The following is an 18,644-nucleotide window of genomic DNA, read 5'->3' as shown; positions in this document are numbered from 1 at the left end:
ATCAACAAGAACGAATGGGCGGGGGGATGATTTAGCGGGTATCGAGCCTGAAAAGCCTGGGGCTGCGCGGCAGCCCCAGCCTCGACAGGTCAGGCCTGGTCCAGCGAGTGCCCCTCGGCCATCGCCACGATCACCTTGCGCGGGCCTTCGAACGGCGCGCGGGCATGGGCGGCGAGCATGTTGTCGAGCATCATCACGTCGCCTTCCTGCCAGAGGAAGCTGATCTTGCAGTCCTCGAGCACCGCACGGATCTCTTCGAGCACTTCATCCTCGATGGGCGAACCGTCACCGTAGTAGACGTTGCGCGGCAGGTCTTCCTCGTCGACGATGTCCAGCAGGCTTTCCCGCACCTCGGGCGGCAGGTTGGAAACATGGAACAGGTGCGCCTGGTTGAACCAGACCTTGTCGCCGGTGACGGGATGCTCGGCCACCGCCTGGCATACCTGGCGCGTGCGCAGCTCACCGTCATCCTTCCATTCACAGGTGATGCCATGGGCCTTGCAGTAGGCCTCGACCTCCTGCGGATCCTCGGTATTGAACACATCCTCCCAGGACACATCCAGCCCGTTGCCAAAATTGCGCACGTACATCAGGCCCTTGCTGACGAAGCGCTCGCGAATGTGCCCCGGTACCCTGCGATAGACCTCGCGACTGTCGGCAATCGGCGTCTGGCCGCCGGACTTTGCCGCGATCATGCTGTAGAACCAGATCTTCATCGGCCAGTCGCGCGAGTACGCCTGCTCGTTGTGCAACGGGATGTGCTGGTGCGCCGGATACTCGGTGGAGGTGTAGACCCCCTGGGTGACGTTGGTGCGCGGCGTGGAGCCGAACTCGTAGTTGAGCAGCGGATGGCCGAAACTGGCGGCGAACTGACGGAATTGCTCGGCGCCCTCCAGGCGGAAACCGCGGAACAGGATGCCGCCATCGCGCAACAGGTGTTCGTCCACCAGCGCCTTGAGCTCATCGAACACGTCCAGCAGGCTGGTGTCGTCGTCACCGGCCTCCACCAGCAATGGCAAACGTCCCTGCTCCGGCAAGAGCGGACGCACTGTAAATCCCACAGCAACACCCATGACGGGCCTCCTGTACACACCTAAGGAAAAGGGAGCGACGGCCCAGGGGCACGCTCGCATCCGGTGATAGGGGGACGTTTCGGGAAGACGGCAAATTAGTCCCTGCGCAGGAACCTGGACCAACAGGCAGGGCAACCTGGAAACACTTGCTTGCAATTACCCCATCAGGTTTTGCCCTGCTCATGCGTCTCTTTCTGATACGGCCGGGCAATCCGCCCCTTAATTCGCCATTGACACTGTGTACCCATGTCGAAAAAGTCACGCTCGAAAATCTGGTTCCTCGTGCACAGCTGGCTGGCGCTGCCCATCTGGTTCTTCGTGCTCATCGTCTGCGTCACCGGCACCCTGGCGGTGATCAGCAAGGAGATCGTCTGGCTGGCCAATCCGGAAACCCGCGCCAATCCGCCTTCGGATGACGCCCGGCGGTTGTCCTACGACGAGCTGCTGGCGGCCATGCAGCGCGACGAGCCCGGCATCACCGTGGCCAGCCTGATGACCCTGAGCGAGTCGCACTTCGCCATGCTGTCGGATGTCACTTACCCTGACGGCCGCACGCTGAGGGTCTACGTCAACCCCTACACCGGGCATATCCAGGGCGTTCCCCCGCAGTTCAACTTCGAGGAATTCACCCGCGCCCTGCACGGCTGGTGGCTGGTGCCGCACACCAATGGCTACAGCTGGGGCTGGTACCTGGTGTCACTGCTCGGGCTGCCGATGCTGGCTTCGCTGGTCACCGGCCTGGTGATCTACAAACGTTTCTGGAAAGGTTTCTTCAAGCCAACCTTGCGGTTCAATCAGGGCGCGCGGATCTTCTGGGGCGATTTCCACCGCCTGAGCGGCATCTGGTCGATCTGGTTCATCGCGGTGATTTCCATCACCGGCACCTGGTTCCTGATCAAGGCCCTGCTCGCGGACAACCATATCGCCATCTCCAGCCAGCCCATCGTGCCGGTGGTGGCACGGGAGACGGTGCCACTGACCGCCGACGGCAGTCCGACGCCGATGATCAGCCCGGACGAGGCCGTCAGGATCACCCAGCGCGAAATCCCGGGCTTCACCGTCGACTACGTCGGCTTCCCCAGCAACGCCTATGCCCATCTGAGCATCGGTGGCATGAGCTGGTATCCACTGGTGTACCAGAAAGCCGAGATCAACCCTTATACCGGCAAGATGGAAGCCAGCCGCCTGCTGGGCGATCGCAAGGCGGTTGAAATCGTCACTGAGTCCATGCGCCCGTTGCACACCGGCGAGTTCGCCGGCCTGACCACCAAGCTGATCTGGTTCTTCTTCGGGCTGCTGCTGAGCATGATGGTGCTCAGCGGCCTGCTGATCTGGAGCAAACGTACCGCCCTGGCCACCGCCAACGCGCTCAAGCGCAGCCAAAAGCAGGCGCGCACGGCCAAGCAGCCGGTTGCAACGGAGGTCACGCCCAGTTCTTGAAACATTTTCTTTCATTTGCTTTGGCAGCTTTCTGATTCTCATTCGTCCTTACTTATGCAGCCCTCCAGGTTGAGCACAGACTCGACCGTATTTTTTTATGCAGAAGACCGACCGATGGCCCGACAATCGAGAAAGAAATCCAATTCCAAGCTGTGGTTTCTGGTGCACAGCTGGCTTGCCCTACCGATCTGGTTCTTCGTCCTGATCGTCTGCTTCACCGGCATGCTCGCGGTGGTCAGCCAGGAAATCGTCTGGCTGGCCAACGCCGACGTGCGCGCCAGCAAGCCCGACGACGACAGCCAGCGCCTGAGCTACCAGCAAGTGCTCGACGCGATGCACAAGGCCGAACCGGACCTGGCGGTGCGTTTCTTCAGCCAGCCGGACGGTTCGCACTTCGCCCTGCAGGCCTCGGTGACCCGCGCCGACGGCACCAACGCGCTGCTCTACGTCAACCCGTACAGCGGGGCCATCCAGGGCCAGCGCCCGGACTTCGACTTCGAAGCGTTCACCCGCGCCCTGCACGGCTGGTGGCTGGTGCCCTTCACCAACGGCTACAGCTGGGGCTGGTACCTGGTGTCGCTGCTCGGGTTGCCGATGCTCGCCTCGCTGGTCACCGGGCTGGTGGTGTACAAGAAATTCTGGCGCGGCTTCTTCAAGCCCGTGCGCACCGGCCATGGCCGGCGGATCTTCTGGGGCGACCTGCACCGCTTGGCCGGCGTGTGGTCGATCTGGTTCATCGCGGTGATCTCCATCACCGGCACCTGGTTCCTGATCCAGGCGATCCTCGGCGACAACCACGTGACGATTTCCAGCGAGCCCGTCACGCCGGTGATCGCCCGCCAGCAGGTCCCGCAAACCCCCGACGGCAGCCCGGCGCCACGCATCGACCTGGACGAGGCGGCGCGCATCGCCACCCAGGCGGTCCCTGGCCTGGACGTCAGTTTCATCTCGCTGCCCGCCACTGCCTACAGCCACTACAGCATGGGCGGCCGCGGCTGGTACCCGCTGATGTTCCAGACCGCCGAGGTCAACCCCTACACGCGCAACGTCGACGCCCAGTTCCTGCTCGGCGACCGCTCGGCCCTGGAGTTCGTCACCGAATCCATGCGCCCGCTGCACACCGGTGACTTCGGTGGCCTGGCGATCAAACTGATCTGGTTCTTCTTCGGCCTGGTGCTGACCCTGATGGTGTTCAGCGGCCTGCTGATCTGGACCAAACGCACCGCCCAGGCCACCCGCGCCGCCCTCAAGCGCGGCGAACGCCCGGCGCGCCCAATCACCCTGGAGGCCCACTCTTGAGCCAGACCGACACCCTGCCGCCCAGCGGCCTGAAGCAGCTGTGGCTGAAATGGCGCTTCCACCTGAACATCCTGCTGATCCTCGTGCCGCTGGGCTTCATGCCCAAGTACTTCGCCGACGCCAGCCTGTTCCGCGGCGACAGCGGCCTGGGCGCCAACATCATCCAGGACGTCCAGGTCGGGCGCTGGACCCTGGACCTGGCCGAGCTGCGCGACGAAGCCCCGCGTGCCGAAGGCCCGGCCGGCTACTTCAAGGCTTTCAACGCCGCCTGCGGCAACTGCAACGACGGCGCCAAGGCCATCTACCTGCGGGTGGGCAAGCCGCGCAGCCTGCGCGCCGCCGGCACGATCTTCTTCGGCGCGCCAGCGCGCATGGGCACCTCGCTGCCGATCCCGCCACGCACCCGCCCCGACGCCGACATCTGGATCACCATCGAAGGCTGGGACGGCAAGATGTACCAGGCCTCGGTGCCGCTGGCCAAGGCATCCCCCGCCACCGCGGCCTGGCTTGAAAAACAAGGAGGCAACAAATGAAACAGCTGATGCGCAGGCTGGCCCTGCCCCTCTTGGCCCTGGCCGCCACCCCGGCGCTGGCGCACAACCCCATGTGCGAGTGCACCGAGCACGGCGAGCAGATCACCTGCAAGGGCGGTTTCTCCGACGGCAGCGGCGCACCGGGGGTGACCCTGGACGTGATCGGCTACGACGAACAAGTGCTGGTGGCGAGCAAGCTCGGCGATGACTCGACCCTGACCTTCAAGCGCCCCGACGGCGAGTTCTACGTGCTGTTCGACGCCGGCCCCGGCCACGTGGTGGAAGTCGACCACGCCGACATCGGTGCGCCATGAGCCGCGCCCAGGTGGTGCGCCCGGCCGGTGCCGGGCACGAGACCCTCTACGTGCTGCTGGCCGCCGTGCTGATCGTGGTGCTGGCCGCAAGCGTGGTGGCCGTGCGCGGCGAACGCGAGGATGAACAGGCCATCGCCGCCCACCAGCTTGACGCCCGCCGCGACCTCAATGCCGCCGAACAGGGCATCCACACCGACCTGTGGGTGGCCGTCGAGGAGATCCGCGCACTGCGCGAGGACAATGGCGTCGCCCCGGATGCCCAAGCCCTGGCCGACGAGGGGCTGCCACCCTTCGTCAGTGACGCCAGCAGCCAGAGCCGCGGCAGCCACCAGTGGTCGTTGTTGGCCAACGGTGCCTACCTGGGACGCAGCCAGGACGCCCAGGTGGCCGGCAGCTTCCTGGTGATCCTGCCAGCCGCCAGCGATGCCCAGCCGGATGTCTGGCTGCGCCGCGACAGCACCGCCCTGCCCCCGGACGCGCTGGACAGCGATGCGCTGATCGCCGCCGGCTGGCAGCAGATCGTCACCCACTACGACGCCGGGGTCACCCGCCAACACCGTCACTAAGGACCTGCCCATGCTCCGCTTCGCCCGCCACACCCTGGCGCTGCTCCTGGCCTGCGCCCTGCCCGCCCTGGCCCTCGCCGACAACGGCAAACCCCTGCGCATCGGCATCACCCTGCATCCCTACTACAGCTACGTGAGCAACATTGTCGGCGACAAGGCCGAAGTGGTGCCGCTGATCCCGGCCGGTTTCAACCCGCATGCCTACGAGCCGCGCGCCGAGGACATCAAGCGTATCGGCAGCCTCGATGTGATCGTGCTCAACGGCGTCGGCCACGACGACTTCGCCGACCGCATGATCGCCGCCAGCGAAAAGCCCGACATCAAGACCATCGAGTCCAACGCCAACGTGCCGCTGCTGGCGGCCACCGGCATCGCCGCCCGCGGCGCCGGCAAGGTGGTCAACCCGCACACCTTCCTGTCGATCAGCGCCACCATCGCCCAGGTCAACAACATCGCCCGCGAACTGGGCAAGCTCGATCCGGACAACGCCAGGTTCTATACGCAAAATGCCCGTGCCTACGCCAAGCGCCTGCGTGGCTTGCGTGCCGAGGCCCTGGCCAAGGTCACCCAGGCGCCGGACGCGACCTTCCGCGTGGCCACCATTCACGCCGCCTACGACTACCTGGTGCGTGACTTCGGCCTGGAGGTCACCGCCGTGGTGGAGCCTGCCCACGGCATCGAGCCGAGCCCGGCGCAGTTGAAGAAGACCATCGACCAGCTCAAAGCCCTGGACGTGAAGGTGATCTTCTCGGAGATGGACTTCCCCTCGGCCTATGTCGACACCATCCACCGCGAGTCCGGCGTGCGCATCTACCCGCTCACCCACATTTCCTACGGCGACTACACCAAGGAGAAGTACGAGGTGGAGATGAAGCGCAACCTCGACACCGTGGTCCAGGCCATCCAGGAGAACCGCACGTGACCGCCGCCGCCAACTTCACCAGCGCCTGCGGGCCGCGTATCGAGTTCGACGGCATCGACCTCACCCTCGGCCGCACGCGCATCCTCGAAAACGTGCGTTTCAGTGTCGCCCCGGGCAGCGTGCACGCCATTGTCGGCCCCAACGGCGGCGGCAAGAGCTCGCTGATCAAGACCTTGCTCGGGCAGATGCCGCACCAGGGCCAGCTGACCCTGCACTGGCCCGGCGAGCGCGAGGTGATTGGCTACGTGCCCCAGGCCCTGGAGTTCGACCGCGGCCTGCCGATGACCGTGGACGACTTCATGGCCGCCATGTGCCAGCGCCGTCCGGCGTTCCTCGGCCTGTCGCGGCGCGTGCGCCCGGAAATCGACGCGGCGCTGCAACGGGTGGGCATGCTCGACAAGCGCAAGCGGCGCATGGGCGCCCTCTCCGGCGGCGAGCGCCAGCGCGTGCTGCTGGCCCAGGGGCTGATCCCCGAACCGCAGCTGCTGGTGCTGGACGAGCCGATGTCGGCCCTCGACGAGGCCGGTATCCAGGTGTTCGAGCAACTGCTGCACGGCTGGCGCCAGGCCGGCACCACCGTGCTGTGGATCGAGCACGACCTCGAAGCGGTGCTACGCCTGGCCGACCGCGTCACCGGGCTGAGCCGCCAGGTGCTGTTCGACGCCCCACCCGCCCAGGCCTTGACTCCCGAGCGCCTGCTCGGACTGTTCTCCGTCCACCCGCGCAGCGAGAGCCTTGCCTGATGAGTTTCGAAACCTTGCGCCAGCTGGTCCAGGACTGGGCCACAGCTGGCTATCTGCCGGAGGCACTGGCCTACGGCTTCGTGGTCAACGCCCTGCTGGCGGGCGTGATGATCGGCCCGGTACTCGGCGGCCTGGGCACCCTGGTGGTGGTCAAGCGCTTTGCCTTCTTCTCCGAGGCGGTCGGCCACGCCGCGCTCACCGGGGTGGCCATCGGCATCCTGCTCGGCGAGCCCTACACTGGCCCGTACGGCAGCCTGTTCGGCTACTGCCTGCTGTTCGGCATCCTCCTCAACTTCCTGCGCAACCGCACCGGCCTGTCGCCGGACACCCTGATCGGCGTGTTCCTCTCGGTGTCGCTGGCCCTGGGCGCAAGCTTGTTGTTGATGCTGGCCGGCAAGATCAACGTGCACATCCTCGAGAACGTGCTGTTCGGCTCGGTGCTTACCGTCAGCGCCCAGGACCTGCTGGTGCTGGGCATCGTCGCGGTGCTGGTGCTGGCGCTGGCACTGCCGTTGTACAACCGCATCATGCTGGCCAGTTTCAACCCGCAGCTGGCGGCGGTGCGCGGGGTGGCGGTGAAGACCCTGGACTACCTGTTCGTGGTGCTGGTGACCCTGGTCACCGTGGCCTCGGTCAAGGTAATCGGCGCGATCCTGGTCGGCGCCCTGCTGGTGATCCCGGCGGCGGCGGCACGGCTGGTCAGCCAGTCGCTCAAGGGCTTCTTCTTCGTCTCGGTGATCATCGCCACCCTCAGTACGTTGCTCGGCATCCTGCTGCCGATCGTCTTCGACCTGCCGGTGCCCTCGGGTGCGGCGATCATCCTGGTCGCCGGGATCTGCTTCGCCCTCGCCGCCCTGGCCCGCGCCCTCGTCCCACGCCTGCAAGGAAACCCGGCATGAACCTGAAAAAACTCACCCTGGCCCTGGCCCTGAGCGGCCTGCCGCTGCTGGCGGGCGCCACCGAAGTACTGACCACCCTGCCGGTGACCCACAGCCTGGCCAGCGCCTTGCTCGAGGGAACCTCGGTGCAGCTCAAGCGCGCCGCCCCGGCCAACCTGCCGGCCAGCCGTCAACCTTCGTATTTCAGCGGCCGTGGTGGCGCCAGCCTGCAGAAGGTGGCGCAACAGGCCGACGCGGTGATCGGCGTGCGCTCGATCTGGCGCGACGACCCGCTCTACCCCATGGCCCGGCGCAGCAATATCCGTATCGTCGAGATCGACGCCGCGCGCCCGGTGGACGGCGCCCTGCCCGGCATCGCGGTCAAGGGCGACGAAGCCTTCGCCGCCTACCCCTGGCTCAACCCAACCAACCTGGGGCGCATGGCTGACGTGGTGGCCAATGACCTGGAGCGCCTTTCGCCGGCGGACAAAGCGAAGATCCAGGCCAACCTGGCCGGTATCAAGCGGCAGATGCTGGAGCTGACCGCCAACAGCCAGACGCGACTGGCCGAGGTCGACAACCTGACCGTGGTCAGCCTGTCCGAACGCCTGGGCTACCTGGCCAGCGGACTGAACCTGGACGTGGTCGAGCAGGTGCTGCCGGCCGACGACAAGTGGGACGAGGCGGCGCTCAAGGCCTTTGGAGACAACCTCAAGGCGCAGGACGTGGCGCTGGTGCTGCACCATCGCCAGCCCGATGCCAAGGTGGCAGAAGTGATCGCCGCCGCCGGGGCGAAGCTGCTGGTGGTGGAGAGCGACGCGGACGATACCGTGGCCGGGCTCAAGGCCAGTGTCGAACAGGTGGTCAAGGCGCTCGGTCAGGGCTGATCGCCATGGGAGCGGGCTTGCACCCGCGATTGCAATGCCGGCCCTATCGCGGGGCAAGCCCGCTCCCACGCTGCGACAGCTTCAGCGCTTCATGCAATGCTGATAACGCTCATCCACCCTGCCGGCAAACCACGCCGTGGTCAGCTTGCGGGTGATTTTCGGGCTCTTCAGCTCGATCCCCGGCAGCACCGCCCTTGGCAAGGGCTTGCCAGCCTTGGCTTCGGCCAGGGCGAAGACCTTGTGGTAGAGCTCGGTCTCCTCCAGCGCCAGGTCATTCTCTTTCTCCAGCTGCGCCCTGATCTGCGGATTGCGCAGCCCCAGCTTCGCCCCCAGCTTGCGCGCCGCCTGCTCGGTGGTGCCGGGCATGATCGCGCCGGGGGCGATCAGGTCGCCGTCGAGCGCCAGCGGCACCCCACTGGCCCGGCTCAGCGCCGCCTGGAACGCGGCGTTGCGGCTGGCGTACCAACCCGCGTTGAAGTCGGCGAAGCGGTACAGTTGGCGCTGGTAATGGGTGGGGTAGCCCAGCAGATGGGCAATACCGAAGTACATCCCGCCACGGCGACTGAACACCTCCTGGCGAATGCTGCCCGGGTGGTCGTAGGGATAGCCCTTGGCGTGCTGCTCGGCAAAATCCACGCTGACCTGCATCGGCCCGCCGGTGCGCACCGGGTTCAGCCCGCCCAGCAGCGAACGCCCCAGCGGCAGGCCACCGATCACCTCGTCGTACAAAGCGCTGAGTTGCTTTTCGCTGCGCACGGCGAGCAGGCGTTGCTGGTAGGTCTTGCCGTTGGCCGAAGGCGTGCTCAGGGCGCCATCGACCAGCAGCCGGGGCACATGCAGCCGAGCCGCCCGGCGGTCGATCTCTTCCCGGGCGATGCGGCCCAGGTTTGGCACTTGAGGGTCGGCATTGAAGGTGGACTCCTGCTCGGTCACCGCCAGCACGGCGCACAGGTTGCTCTTGCTCGGGCTGATGCCCTGGGCCTGAAAGGCCACCTGGATATCCTCGGCCCAACCCTGGCGGTCCTTGACCTGGGCCGGCAGCAGGCGCATGAGCTGGGCGCGGACCTTGGCCGGGTCGGCCTCCGGCGCCTCTTCGCGGCGCCCCGCGCAGCCCTGCAGCAGGCCCAGTGCCAGCAGCCCGAAGGCCAACAGACGCCCGTTCAGGGTTGCTCCCCCACCAGGTAGGTCTTGCTGATCTGGCGGAACAGCGGATGGCTGGAGCTGCCCAGCAATTCGAACAGCACCATCTCGCGGGTGACCACCTGCGCCCCGGCATCGCGCATGCGCGCCAGGCCCGCTGCCTTGCTGGCCGGGGTGCGGCTGTCGCAGGCATCCTCGACCACGAACACCTGCTTGCCCAGGGCCAGCAGGCCGAGCACGGTCTGCAGCACGCAGACATGGGTCTCCATGCCACAGACGATCACCTGCTCGCGCGCCAGCAGGATGGGCGGCAGGCACTCGGCGGTGACACAGGAAAAGTGCATTTTCTCGACGATCTCAGCGGCTGGCGCAGCGGCCTTGAGCGCAGCCAGGGTATGGCCCAGGCCCTTGGGGTATTGCTCGGAGATCACGGTGGGCAGCTCCAGTCCGGCGGTTGCCGCGAGCAGCCAGCGGGCGCGGGCCGTAGTGCCCTCGGGGTCGCTCATGGCGCCGATGAGTTTTTCCTGGATATCGACTACCAACAGCGTGGCCTTGCGAGGATCGATCAGCATTGTCAGCCTCATGCCTGGGGAAAAGGGTAGCCTTACCCAGGCGTGGGATGACGTCAATCAAAGCAGCATCTGGGCAAGTTGCCGGTGCCGGTGCCGGTGCCGGTGCCGTTGCCGTTGCCGTTGCCGTTGCCGTTGCCGTTGCCGTTGCCGTTCAGGAGTCTAGCCTCATACCCCATTAGCGACAGCTGCGTCAGCCCAGGCGCCCGTAACTTCGCGACTTCAGGAGGCCGAACGCAGGTCTTGCGCAGGGAGGTGACGGGCATGTTTGACTTTGACTTACACAGCGTGTGTTTTGAAAGTTTTATGCGCATTCATTCGCCATGTCGACGCACATGTGTCAGCGATGTCTCAAGTCCATACATCTTGGGAAAAGGAGGCAAAACCGTTCGGCTCCGTTCATACGGCCCCTACGCTTCGCTCCGGGGTCCCCTCACTCCGGGCTCGCTCCGGGAGGACGCGCCGACGGGCCATCCATGGCCTGATCGGCGCTTGACGGGCATCCATGCCCGTCACCTCCCTACGCAAGCCCTCCGTTCGGCCTCCTGAAGTCGCAATTTGTGTCGCCTGAACTATCGCGCGCTTAGAAGCAAGATCAAGTGCAGAGCAAGTGCAGATATTTTGGTTTATGAGTGGGTGAAGTGTTGTTCTTCATTACGCCATCGCGGGTCAAGCCCGCTCTCACGTTGAATTACATAGTTAAACTATCGTGGAAGCAGGCTTGCCCCGCGATGGTGATCTAGAGTTCCCACGATGGTAACTAGCGACTAGCTGCGTTAGTGCAGGCGCCGCCCGTAACTTCGCGACTTCAGGAGGCCGAACGGAGGGCTTGCGCAGGGAGGTGACGGCATGGATGCCCGTCAAGCGCTGCGCCCCAGGATGGGGCGTTCAGCGCGGTCCTCCCGGGAGCAAGGCCGGAGTGAGGGGACCCGGAGCGAAGCGGCGGGCCGGATGAATGGAGCGAGGATTTTTTGGTTCCTTTTTGATAAAAAGGGACCCGCCGTAAGGGCGGAAAGGTGACTAAGCGTCGACATTGCCAATGAATGCGCATACAACTATCAAAACAATTAACCAAACTCAGGAACGAAAAACCGAAAAACCAGGACAACCTAACCCATCTCCCACAGCAAGGCCCCACCCACCATGTTCCACCGCCTGGCCGCCGACACCCTGGTCCTGCTCCACCTCTCGTTCATCCTGCTGGTCCTGTTCGGCGGCCTGCTGGTGCTCTGGCGCCGCCGCGCCCTGCTGATCCACCTCCCCGCACTCGCCTGGGGCCTTGCCGTGGAAGGCCTGCACCTGGAGTGCCCCCTGACCGACTGGGAAAACCACTTGCGCAAAGCCGCCGGCGACGCCGGCTACCACGGCGGTTTCGTCGAGCACTACATCTGGCCCGTGATCTACCCCGCCGGCCTGACCCCACAGATCCAGCTGTGGCTGGGCACCATCGTGCTGGCGCTCAACCTCGGCATCTATGCCTGGGTGCTCTGGCGCTTAACGCGTGGCCACCACAAATAGCCGCGGGAACGGCAACAACACCCGACCGTCGCTGGCCGCCGGGTAGTCATGCTGCATGGCCTGCAGGTACAACTGCAGAAAACCCGCCTGCTCCTGCTCATCCAGCCGCGCCAGGTAAGGCCGCAACGCAGAGCCCTTGAACCACTCCACCACCGCCTCGGCACCACCGATCAAGGGGTGGTGATAGGTGGTGCGCCATACATCCACCCGCGCGCACAAAGGGCTGAGCAAATCGTAATAAAAACCTGCGTTGTGCCGCGGCGGCAGGCTGAAGTCAGCGAACTTGTCGGCCCAAGGTCCTTGGCTGGCAATCTCGCGCAAGCGGCGGTGAGCCGGCTCGTCGAGGTTGTCCGGCGTCTGTACGGCCAGGCTCGCACCCTCGTTAAGCTGCCGCACCAGATGCGGATAGAGGCTGGCATGGTCCGGCACCCACTGCAGCGAAGCGTTGGCAAGAATCAGGTCCTGGGGCACCTGGGCCGCCCAGCCGGCGATCTCGCCAATCTCGCAACGCACCCGTGGAATGCTCAACCGTGGCCGCTGCCGGGCCTTGTCGACCATGTCCGGATCGCTGTCCAGGGCGACGACCTGCGCATCGGGGCAACGTTGCAGCAACACTTCGGTGGAGTTGCCCGGACCGCAGCCAAGGTCGGTGGCGTGGCGCACCGGGCGCGTCGGCACGGCGGCAAGCAGGTCGCGTACGGCGCGAGTGCGTTCGTCTTCGAACAGCGAATACTGGGTGGCGGACCAGGACATGGGACACTCCTTGTAGGGCAATTGCGTGCAGCATAAGCCATGTCGGCCCCCCACAGCGTAGGGATGATCCGATTGGCGCAGGCGAAAACGGAAACGGCCGGCCCCTTGACGGGTACCGGCCGTTGCGCGCGGCGCTACCGCAGTCAGTGACGCTTGGCGGTACGCATCTGGTGCACCACGCCCATGGCCACCACGATGGCCGCGGCGATGCCGGTCGAGATCACCAGGATCTGGTAGTCAGGCATGAAGGCCATGGTCACCAGCGCCGCCACGATGAACACGATCACCAGGTAGGTCAGCCACGGGAACAACCACATCTTCAGGCGCACTTCCTTGCCCTCGGCCACCAGCTTGCGACGCATGCGCAGTTGCGAGAAGGCGATCACCAAGTACACCAGCAGGGCGATCATGCCGGTGGTGTTCATCAGCGTTTCCAGCACGTCTTTCGGGCGCAGGGTGTCGCTGAAGTTGATCAGCGCGCAGAACACCGCCACCAGGCACGAGCCGATGATCGCGTTCACCGGTACGCCGGTGCCGGTGCGGGTGAACTTGAACAGACGCGGCGCATCGCCACGCTGGGCCAGGGAGAACAGCATGCGCGAGGCGGTGTAGTGGCCGGAGATCAGGCAACTGCTCACCGAGGTCAGCACCACGAAGTTCATCAGCAGCTCGGCATAGGGCACGCCCAGCAGCTCCAGGGTGCGACGGTAGGCACCATAACCGGAGACGCCCAGGTGCGGGTCGTTCCACGGCACCAGGCAGACGATCAGGAAGATCGAGCCGACATAGAACAGGCACACCCGCCAGACCACCGAGTTGGTCGCCTTGACGATCTGGGTGGCCGGGTCCTTCGCTTCGGAGGCGGCGATAGTGACGATCTCGGCGCCGAGGAAGGCGAACATCACCCCCAGCAAGGCGCCGATCACCGTGGTGATGCCGTTGGGCATGAAGCCTTCGGCGGTCAGGTGGCTGATGCCGCGCACCTCGCCGAACTGCCAGACGTTCATCACCGCGGCGGTGCACACCACCAGGAAGCAGACGATCGCCACCACCTTGATCAGCGCGAACCAGAACTCGAACTCGCCGTAGTGCTTGACGTTGAAGAAGTTGACGGTGATCAGCAGCAGGGTCGTGGCCAGCACGAACACGTTGACGCTCACGTCCGGGAAAAATCCGTGCAGGATCTTGCCCGCCACGTAGGCCTCCCAGGCCATGAGGATCACCCAGTACCACCAGTACAGCCAACCGATGGTGAAACCGGCCCAGCGGCCAATGGCGCGGTCGGCATAGGTGGAGAACGAGCCGGTGTCCGGCGACGAAGTCGCCATTTCACCCAGCATGCGCATGATCAGCACCACCAGGATGCCGCCGGCCAGGTAAGCCAGGACAGCGGCCGGGCCGGCGCTGTGGATCACGCTGCCGGAACCGACGAACAAGGCGCCGCCGATCACCCCGGCGATGGACATCATCGTCAGGTGGCGCGACTTGAGCGAGGCACTGAGCTTGCTCTCGTGCCCATCCTTCGCGGTGGTGGATGTGGATGTTGCGTCCATCAGTTATTTACCCCGTGCTTCTTTTTATCCAAGGAAAAACTGTGAAACCCCGATGGTTATCGGTCTCACCTGTACATCAGTGCTACTGCGGGCAGGGAGGTGTGCGCGAGCACACGCAGGCCATCCGTGGCGGCCTGCTTACGCGGCCAGAGGCGACCCTCTGGACGAACTGAACCATGCTGGGGACGGACGAGCAGCGTCCGGCCAGGCGGTAAGAAGGTGCGAGGCGGACCTCGACGGTAAAGCAGCGATGTTGTGATTATTCATGGCGCTGTCATGTGCTGTGTTGGCTATATCTGACACGTAATGTAAAAATGTCGAACACATTGAGCCATGCACAGCGGCATGAAAAACGCACTGCACTGTACAGGCCGCCGATGCAATACACCCGCTGTGCCCCGCAGGCGCCTGGCGTCCCGCACACCTGAAGGCCCCCGAATGCTCCAGCTACATCCGGACTCCTCCACCCCGCTGGTCAACCAGATCATCGACGGCTTGCGCGCGCTGATCGACGACCAGACCCTCAAGCCCGGGGCGAAGGTCCCGTCGATCCGGGCGTTCGCCTCGACTTACTCGGTGAGCACCTTCACTGTGGTCGAGGCCTACGACCGCCTGGTGGCCCAGGGGTTGCTGGTGAGCAAGGGCAATGCGGGGTTCTTCGTCAATCGTGCGGCCAACGAGCTGTTGGACAAGCACAGCGTCGAGGCCGATACCAGCCGCCCCACGTTCAACTCGGAGTGGTACCTGCAGCAGATCTTCGAGATCCGCCAGTTGCCGTTCAAACCGGGTTGCGGCTGGCTGCCCAACGACTGGATGTACGAAGAAGGCTTGCGCCGCGGACTGCGCCAGGTCGCCGGTAGCCCGCTGGAGCTGTCCGGCTACGGCGACCCCATGGGCCTGCCGGAGTTGCGCGCATTGACTGCACAGAACCTGCAGCAGGAGCTGTCGATCGTCGCCAACCCGGCGCAACTCATGCTCACCCACGGTGCCAGCCAGGCCCTGGACCTGGCCGTGCGCACCCTGGTGCGCCCCGGCGACGTGGTGCTGGTGGACGACCCCGGCTACCCCAACCTGATGAGCATCCTGCGCACCCAGGGCGCCACCCTGGTGGGCGTGCCGCGCACCCCGGCCGGCTACGACCTCGACCAGCTCGAGCGCCTGCTGGCCCACCACCGCCCCACGGCGTTCTTCACCCAGCCGCACCTGCACAGCCCGACCTGCTCGCGCACCCCGCTGGCGCAGTTGCACCGCCTGCTGCAGCTGGCCAGCCAGCATGGCTTCCGCCTGGTGGAGAACAACCTCTACGCCGACATGATCGCCGACCCGCAGCCCTGCCTGGCGAGCCTCGACCACCTGCAGCAGGTGGTGTACGTGGGCAGCTATTCGAAAAGCATCTCGCCCAATGTGCGCGTCGGCTACCTGCTGGCCAACCCCGAGCTGACCCAGCAACTGCTGCACCTGAAGATGCGCTCGGGCCTGACCACCTCGCAGGTGATGGAGCGGGTGGTGTACGCCGCGATCATCGACGGCCGCTGGCGCAAGCACCTCAAGCGCCTGCGCCAGCGCCTGGCCGAGGCGCACCAGGAAGTGGGCCGGCACCTGCATCGGCTGGGTTTCGAGCTGTTCATCGAGTCAGACGAAGGGATGTACATCTGGACCCGCCATCCGGCCATCCCCGACAGCGCCGCGCTGCTCGACGATGCGCTGGAGAAAGGCATCATGCTCGGGCCCGGGCAGTTGTTCATGGTCGATGCCAAAGCTACCGGGTGGATGCGCTTCAACGTTGCGTTCAGTACCGACCCGGCGATGTGGGAGTTGCTGGAGAAGGTGTTGGTGAAGCATGTACGCCGGGGTGGGATGTAACGATACTTCCCACGCATTGCATGGAACTAACGACTGATCACTACAGTGTATTAATTCCATAAAAAACTGACCTTGCTTACAGGCCAATGGCGCCTGCGTTTCATGGGCCAGCACTTCCAGATTAACGAGTCCTTTTGAAAGCTGAACACTCTCTAACCCGCTCCATTTTCGGAGCCAGCCTAGGGAGATCACCATGCCAAACACTGTCACATTGCCCGCTCAATGGGTAACTCCCGATCCGTTGCCTTCTCTAGGGCATCATACTCTACCGCCTCTGAGCCAACCCGTTTTCACAGCGCCAAAAAATTGGAAACAAGGGGTCCCTGCAATACATGCACCCCATGACATCGACAAACTCGGCACGTTTTATACCTTGGAGAAAGTTCCTTTACTCGTAAACATCTTCATATCGGCACAATTAAAAACAGAAGAACAATACGCACGCTACCAGGCACACCTTGAAGCTGCACTGGATAGTGAAATACAGGCCATTGCACCGTCAGGAAATTTTGACATCTGGCATATGGAACGGCAACTGGATGCCCTCTATAAACTGACCGTCAGCAAACGACAAGCCTTGCTTGAAAGCAGAACGCTAGAAGCCCGATTTCTCGGCCAACTATCGATACGACCAACAAGAAACGTCATGCCATTAACTTTGTCAATCGCATGCAAAAACGGCACGGCAGCCGTCCCAGCGCTGTTTATGCGTCGTTCATCGAATCCCTGAGCGCCGCCCATATGAGCATCCTGCTCACCCGCTCTATCAGCTTGCTCGAAACAAGGATCGCAGCACTGTCGACGCTGATTGCGAACACTCGAATTGAAGCTGAACGCGCTGCCGCCGCTCACGCAGAAGCCGAACGTATCGCCGTAGAAACCGCCGCACGCGCAGAGGCCGAGCGTATCGCCGCCGAAGCTGCCGCACGCGCAGAAGCCGAGCGTATCGCCGCCGAAGCCGCCGCACACGCAGAAGCCGAGCGTATCGCCGCCGAAGCCGCCGCACACGCAGAAGCCGAGCGTATCGCCGCCGAAGCCGCCGCACGCGCAGAGGCCGAGCGTATCGCCGCCGAAGCCGAACGCACGTTTGGCAAAAACGTAGAAGCCAAAGCGAATACCCTTACCCTTGCCATTTCCGGTGGCCCTCAGTTGACGACCACCGCCACCCTTTCCAATATTGAATTCACGCTAGAGTCGGCAATTCGCCAAGCCATTCAGCTTCTCAAGGGAGGACTGGAGGTCGTAGCCAGCCGAGTGTTTGCGGTCGGTATTGGGGCACTGGTGTACTCCCCCGCACTCGGTAACGGTGAATTGCCCTCGGAAGTAGCGCTGGGCCTTGCAGCCAGCACCTTGTTGCCGGAACTACCCGACAACTTGCAGCAGATCGCAGCGGCGAATGGCAGTATCGCTCTTCCATACAGGATCCATGGCCAACGCAGTGGCTATGCACTGGTATCCACTTCGTCGCCCGGCACTTCAAGAGATGTCCCTGTACGCGCTCTTTCTTTTGATGAAGCGAGTGCCAGCTACCGCTTCACATCGACAGACAGTCCACCTGTAACCCTCAGCTTCCCGATAGTCCGGCCAGCAGACCATTCGACCAAAAGTCCTGCGATAGCGCCTCTGCCATCTATCTATCGGGGAGTATCCCTACAACCTGTCGAAAGCAATGCATATACACTACCTGCATCTGACATCCAGCATATCCGTGACTGCATTTACTGCTTCCCGATAGAAACGGGACTTCCTCCACTATACATTGTTTTCAACAGCCCTTATCCCGGCGACACTATAGGAGCTTTTACGGGCCGCTCGTACCAGTCAGACCAAATAGGTGGCCCCATCATAAATGCCGACTGGAGAACGGCTATTATAACCGCTGAAGGAATCGACCTTATTAAGCTGCACACCAGTCGCTTCGAACAGTCAGATGCAAACACCACCATGATCCATCGGCTCGAAAGAATATTGAATGGGCTCACCGACATTACCGATACTGACAAGCGTTTTTACACTCACGAGCTTCGAGAACTTGAGCGATACCGAGCAATTGGAATCCCTGATGGCGTCCAACCCAACGATAACGGGGTCACTTGGAACAATGCCCACACGGCCACATTAGAAGACTTCCAGCTTGGCGCATCTGCAGATCTACTCTACACTCCAGAAGCATTGGAAGCCGACGACAAACAACTGGCAAGAAAATATAAATGAACACTATAAAAGACATAGTAAAAAACGAAGTGCCGCAGGATGTAATCTTGTTTTTAGCCACAGACCAAGGGATATCACACCCCCAGCTCGACAGGCTGTATAGCAGCAGCGACTGGCCTTTCCTCAGCGACAATACGTCATTAATCCTCCTGATAAACCACATGATATCAGAGGGGCTTATCAGCTTTTCCGGAAAAGCATATGTAAAAGGGCCCCACTGGCGAGAGCCTCAATTCCTGACCGAAAAAAAATACAAGCTCGCACCTTAATTAGTAAGCAGACCATGGGCCGCACGCGGCTCATGGTGAGCACAGCCAAGCCCTTTCAGGTTCTGGTGATGTGATGCTCGGTTACCCAAACCTCATCCGCATACATGACG

General features: G+C 63.5%; 20 protein-coding genes. 14 read left to right on the top strand and 6 right to left on the bottom strand.

All coding sequences use genetic code 11. The annotated features are described in order from the left end of the window. Window positions 1-89: 89 nt before the first annotated feature. Window positions 90-1,073 (bottom strand): TauD/TfdA family dioxygenase, encoded by a 984-nt coding sequence (locus KHO27_RS07140; protein ID WP_111533132.1) that lies wholly within the window; start codon window positions 1,071-1,073, stop codon window positions 90-92. Window positions 1,074-1,319: 246 nt separating this feature from the next. On the opposite strand from KHO27_RS07140, the gene KHO27_RS07135 reads away from it, so the two are divergent. From KHO27_RS07135 to KHO27_RS07095, 9 genes are all read left to right on the top strand, one after another. Then, window positions 1,320-2,513, top strand: a complete 1,194-nt coding sequence (locus KHO27_RS07135; RefSeq protein WP_214501501.1) for a PepSY-associated TM helix domain-containing protein — start codon at window positions 1,320-1,322, stop codon at window positions 2,511-2,513. A 114-nt stretch (window positions 2,514-2,627) separates the two neighbouring features. Next, window positions 2,628-3,812, top strand: coding sequence for a PepSY-associated TM helix domain-containing protein (locus KHO27_RS07130; RefSeq protein WP_214501500.1), 1,185 nt, complete (start codon window positions 2,628-2,630; stop codon window positions 3,810-3,812). After that, window positions 3,809-4,345 carry a PA2404 family protein gene (locus KHO27_RS07125; protein WP_094012606.1) on the top strand — a complete coding sequence of 179 codons (537 nt, stop codon included), beginning with the start codon at window positions 3,809-3,811 and terminating at the stop codon, window positions 4,343-4,345. Before KHO27_RS07130 ends, KHO27_RS07125 begins: the two co-directional genes overlap by 4 nt. After that, window positions 4,342-4,659, top strand: coding sequence for a hypothetical protein (locus KHO27_RS07120; RefSeq protein WP_028692195.1), 318 nt, complete (start codon window positions 4,342-4,344; stop codon window positions 4,657-4,659). The genes KHO27_RS07125 and KHO27_RS07120 overlap by 4 nt, the downstream gene beginning before the upstream one ends. Further along, window positions 4,656-5,225, top strand: coding sequence for a DUF6162 family protein (locus tag KHO27_RS07115; protein WP_111533129.1), 570 nt, complete (start codon window positions 4,656-4,658; stop codon window positions 5,223-5,225). Before KHO27_RS07120 ends, KHO27_RS07115 begins: the two co-directional genes overlap by 4 nt. 10 nt (window positions 5,226-5,235) lie before the next feature. Continuing rightward, a complete protein-coding gene (locus KHO27_RS07110) occupies window positions 5,236-6,147 on the top strand; it encodes a metal ABC transporter substrate-binding protein (protein ID WP_110703808.1) in 912 nt (303 codons plus the stop codon). Continuing rightward, a complete protein-coding gene (locus KHO27_RS07105; RefSeq protein WP_110703810.1) occupies window positions 6,144-6,890 on the top strand; it encodes a metal ABC transporter ATP-binding protein in 747 nt (248 codons plus the stop codon). The genes KHO27_RS07110 and KHO27_RS07105 overlap by 4 nt, the downstream gene beginning before the upstream one ends. Next, the gene (locus KHO27_RS07100; protein ID WP_110703812.1) at window positions 6,890-7,789 is read left to right on the top strand and encodes a metal ABC transporter permease; all 900 of its coding nucleotides are present in this window, start codon (window positions 6,890-6,892) and stop codon (window positions 7,787-7,789) included. Before KHO27_RS07105 ends, KHO27_RS07100 begins: the two co-directional genes overlap by 1 nt. Then, window positions 7,786-8,655 carry a metal ABC transporter solute-binding protein, Zn/Mn family gene (locus KHO27_RS07095; protein ID WP_110703814.1) on the top strand — a complete coding sequence of 290 codons (870 nt, stop codon included), beginning with the start codon at window positions 7,786-7,788 and terminating at the stop codon, window positions 8,653-8,655. The genes KHO27_RS07100 and KHO27_RS07095 overlap by 4 nt, the downstream gene beginning before the upstream one ends. Before the next feature lie 81 nt (window positions 8,656-8,736). On the opposite strand, the gene KHO27_RS07090 is transcribed toward KHO27_RS07095, so the two are convergent. Genes KHO27_RS07090 through KHO27_RS07080 form a run of 3 tightly spaced genes read right to left on the bottom strand, consistent with a single transcriptional unit; the run spans window position 8,737 to window position 10,678 of the window. Then, on the bottom strand, window positions 8,737-9,819 hold the full coding sequence (locus KHO27_RS07090) for a DUF1615 domain-containing protein (protein WP_371926912.1): 1,083 nt from the start codon (window positions 9,817-9,819) through the stop codon (window positions 8,737-8,739). Then, entirely contained in the window at window positions 9,816-10,367 is a 552-nt protein-coding gene (locus tag KHO27_RS07085) for a hydrolase (RefSeq protein WP_214501499.1), read from the bottom strand. The genes KHO27_RS07090 and KHO27_RS07085 overlap by 4 nt, the downstream gene beginning before the upstream one ends. A 53-nt stretch (window positions 10,368-10,420) precedes the next feature. Beyond that, complete coding sequence (locus tag KHO27_RS07080; protein ID WP_250888423.1) at window positions 10,421-10,678, bottom strand: hypothetical protein; 258 nt, start codon at window positions 10,676-10,678, stop codon at window positions 10,421-10,423. A gap of 829 nt (window positions 10,679-11,507) precedes the next feature. Between KHO27_RS07080 and KHO27_RS07075 the strand changes: the two genes are divergently transcribed. Next, window positions 11,508-11,882: a DUF2784 domain-containing protein gene (locus KHO27_RS07075; RefSeq protein ID WP_110703820.1), complete on the top strand. Its 375-nt coding sequence runs from the start codon at window positions 11,508-11,510 to the stop codon at window positions 11,880-11,882. Here the strand turns inward: KHO27_RS07075 and tam are convergent. Together tam and KHO27_RS07065 are read right to left on the bottom strand one after the other, a co-directional pair. Then, on the bottom strand, window positions 11,859-12,656 hold the full coding sequence (tam, locus tag KHO27_RS07070; protein ID WP_256659305.1) for a trans-aconitate 2-methyltransferase: 798 nt from the start codon (window positions 12,654-12,656) through the stop codon (window positions 11,859-11,861). The two genes, KHO27_RS07075 and tam, sit on opposite strands and share 24 nt — an antisense overlap. 122 nt (window positions 12,657-12,778) lie before the next feature. Beyond that, complete coding sequence (locus KHO27_RS07065) at window positions 12,779-14,188, bottom strand: amino acid permease (RefSeq protein WP_046856038.1); 1,410 nt, start codon at window positions 14,186-14,188, stop codon at window positions 12,779-12,781. Window positions 14,189-14,626: 438 nt separating this feature from the next. Here KHO27_RS07065 and KHO27_RS07060 point away from each other — a divergent pair, with 438 nt between their 5' ends. From KHO27_RS07060 to KHO27_RS07045, 4 genes are all read left to right on the top strand, one after another. Further along, complete coding sequence (locus tag KHO27_RS07060) at window positions 14,627-16,051, top strand: aminotransferase-like domain-containing protein (protein ID WP_110703822.1); 1,425 nt, start codon at window positions 14,627-14,629, stop codon at window positions 16,049-16,051. A 193-nt stretch (window positions 16,052-16,244) separates the two neighbouring features. Then, window positions 16,245-16,781: a hypothetical protein gene (locus tag KHO27_RS07055; protein WP_214501498.1), complete on the top strand. Its 537-nt coding sequence runs from the start codon at window positions 16,245-16,247 to the stop codon at window positions 16,779-16,781. A gap of 11 nt (window positions 16,782-16,792) precedes the next feature. Next, window positions 16,793-18,265: an S-type pyocin domain-containing protein gene (locus KHO27_RS07050; protein WP_214501497.1), complete on the top strand. Its 1,473-nt coding sequence runs from the start codon at window positions 16,793-16,795 to the stop codon at window positions 18,263-18,265. Next, the gene (locus KHO27_RS07045; protein WP_110703826.1) at window positions 18,262-18,534 is read left to right on the top strand and encodes a hypothetical protein; all 273 of its coding nucleotides are present in this window, start codon (window positions 18,262-18,264) and stop codon (window positions 18,532-18,534) included. Before KHO27_RS07050 ends, KHO27_RS07045 begins: the two co-directional genes overlap by 4 nt. The last annotated feature ends 110 nt before the right edge of the window (window positions 18,535-18,644 follow it).

This window comes from Pseudomonas sp. RC3H12, from assembly GCF_018596375.1.
Taxonomy (GTDB): domain Bacteria; phylum Pseudomonadota; class Gammaproteobacteria; order Pseudomonadales; family Pseudomonadaceae; genus Aquipseudomonas.
Note: the sequence above shows the minus strand (reverse complement) of the source record. Positions and strands in the feature narration are given on the sequence as shown.

What these genes read in the sequence shown, in the direction of transcription:
- KHO27_RS07140 (WP_111533132.1), bottom strand. Translation starts at nt 1,073, where the DNA reads ATGGGTGTTGCTGTGGGATTTACAGTGCGTCCGCTCTTGCCGGAGCAG.
- KHO27_RS07135 (WP_214501501.1), top strand. Translation starts at nt 1,320, where the DNA reads ATGTCGAAAAAGTCACGCTCGAAAATCTGGTTCCTCGTGCACAGCTGG.
- KHO27_RS07130 (WP_214501500.1), top strand. Translation starts at nt 2,628, where the DNA reads ATGGCCCGACAATCGAGAAAGAAATCCAATTCCAAGCTGTGGTTTCTG.
- KHO27_RS07120 (WP_028692195.1), top strand. Translation starts at nt 4,342, where the DNA reads ATGAAACAGCTGATGCGCAGGCTGGCCCTGCCCCTCTTGGCCCTGGCC.
- KHO27_RS07115 (WP_111533129.1), top strand. Translation starts at nt 4,656, where the DNA reads ATGAGCCGCGCCCAGGTGGTGCGCCCGGCCGGTGCCGGGCACGAGACC.
- KHO27_RS07110 (WP_110703808.1), top strand. Translation starts at nt 5,236, where the DNA reads ATGCTCCGCTTCGCCCGCCACACCCTGGCGCTGCTCCTGGCCTGCGCC.
- KHO27_RS07100 (WP_110703812.1), top strand. Translation starts at nt 6,890, where the DNA reads ATGAGTTTCGAAACCTTGCGCCAGCTGGTCCAGGACTGGGCCACAGCT.
- KHO27_RS07095 (WP_110703814.1), top strand. Translation starts at nt 7,786, where the DNA reads ATGAACCTGAAAAAACTCACCCTGGCCCTGGCCCTGAGCGGCCTGCCG.
- KHO27_RS07085 (WP_214501499.1), bottom strand. Translation starts at nt 10,367, where the DNA reads ATGCTGATCGATCCTCGCAAGGCCACGCTGTTGGTAGTCGATATCCAG.
- KHO27_RS07080 (WP_250888423.1), bottom strand. Translation starts at nt 10,678, where the DNA reads ATGCGCATAAAACTTTCAAAACACACGCTGTGTAAGTCAAAGTCAAAC.
- KHO27_RS07075 (WP_110703820.1), top strand. Translation starts at nt 11,508, where the DNA reads ATGTTCCACCGCCTGGCCGCCGACACCCTGGTCCTGCTCCACCTCTCG.
- KHO27_RS07065 (WP_046856038.1), bottom strand. Translation starts at nt 14,188, where the DNA reads ATGGACGCAACATCCACATCCACCACCGCGAAGGATGGGCACGAGAGC.
- KHO27_RS07060 (WP_110703822.1), top strand. Translation starts at nt 14,627, where the DNA reads ATGCTCCAGCTACATCCGGACTCCTCCACCCCGCTGGTCAACCAGATC.
- KHO27_RS07055 (WP_214501498.1), top strand. Translation starts at nt 16,245, where the DNA reads ATGCCAAACACTGTCACATTGCCCGCTCAATGGGTAACTCCCGATCCG.
- KHO27_RS07050 (WP_214501497.1), top strand. Translation starts at nt 16,793, where the DNA reads ATGAGCATCCTGCTCACCCGCTCTATCAGCTTGCTCGAAACAAGGATC.
- KHO27_RS07045 (WP_110703826.1), top strand. Translation starts at nt 18,262, where the DNA reads ATGAACACTATAAAAGACATAGTAAAAAACGAAGTGCCGCAGGATGTA.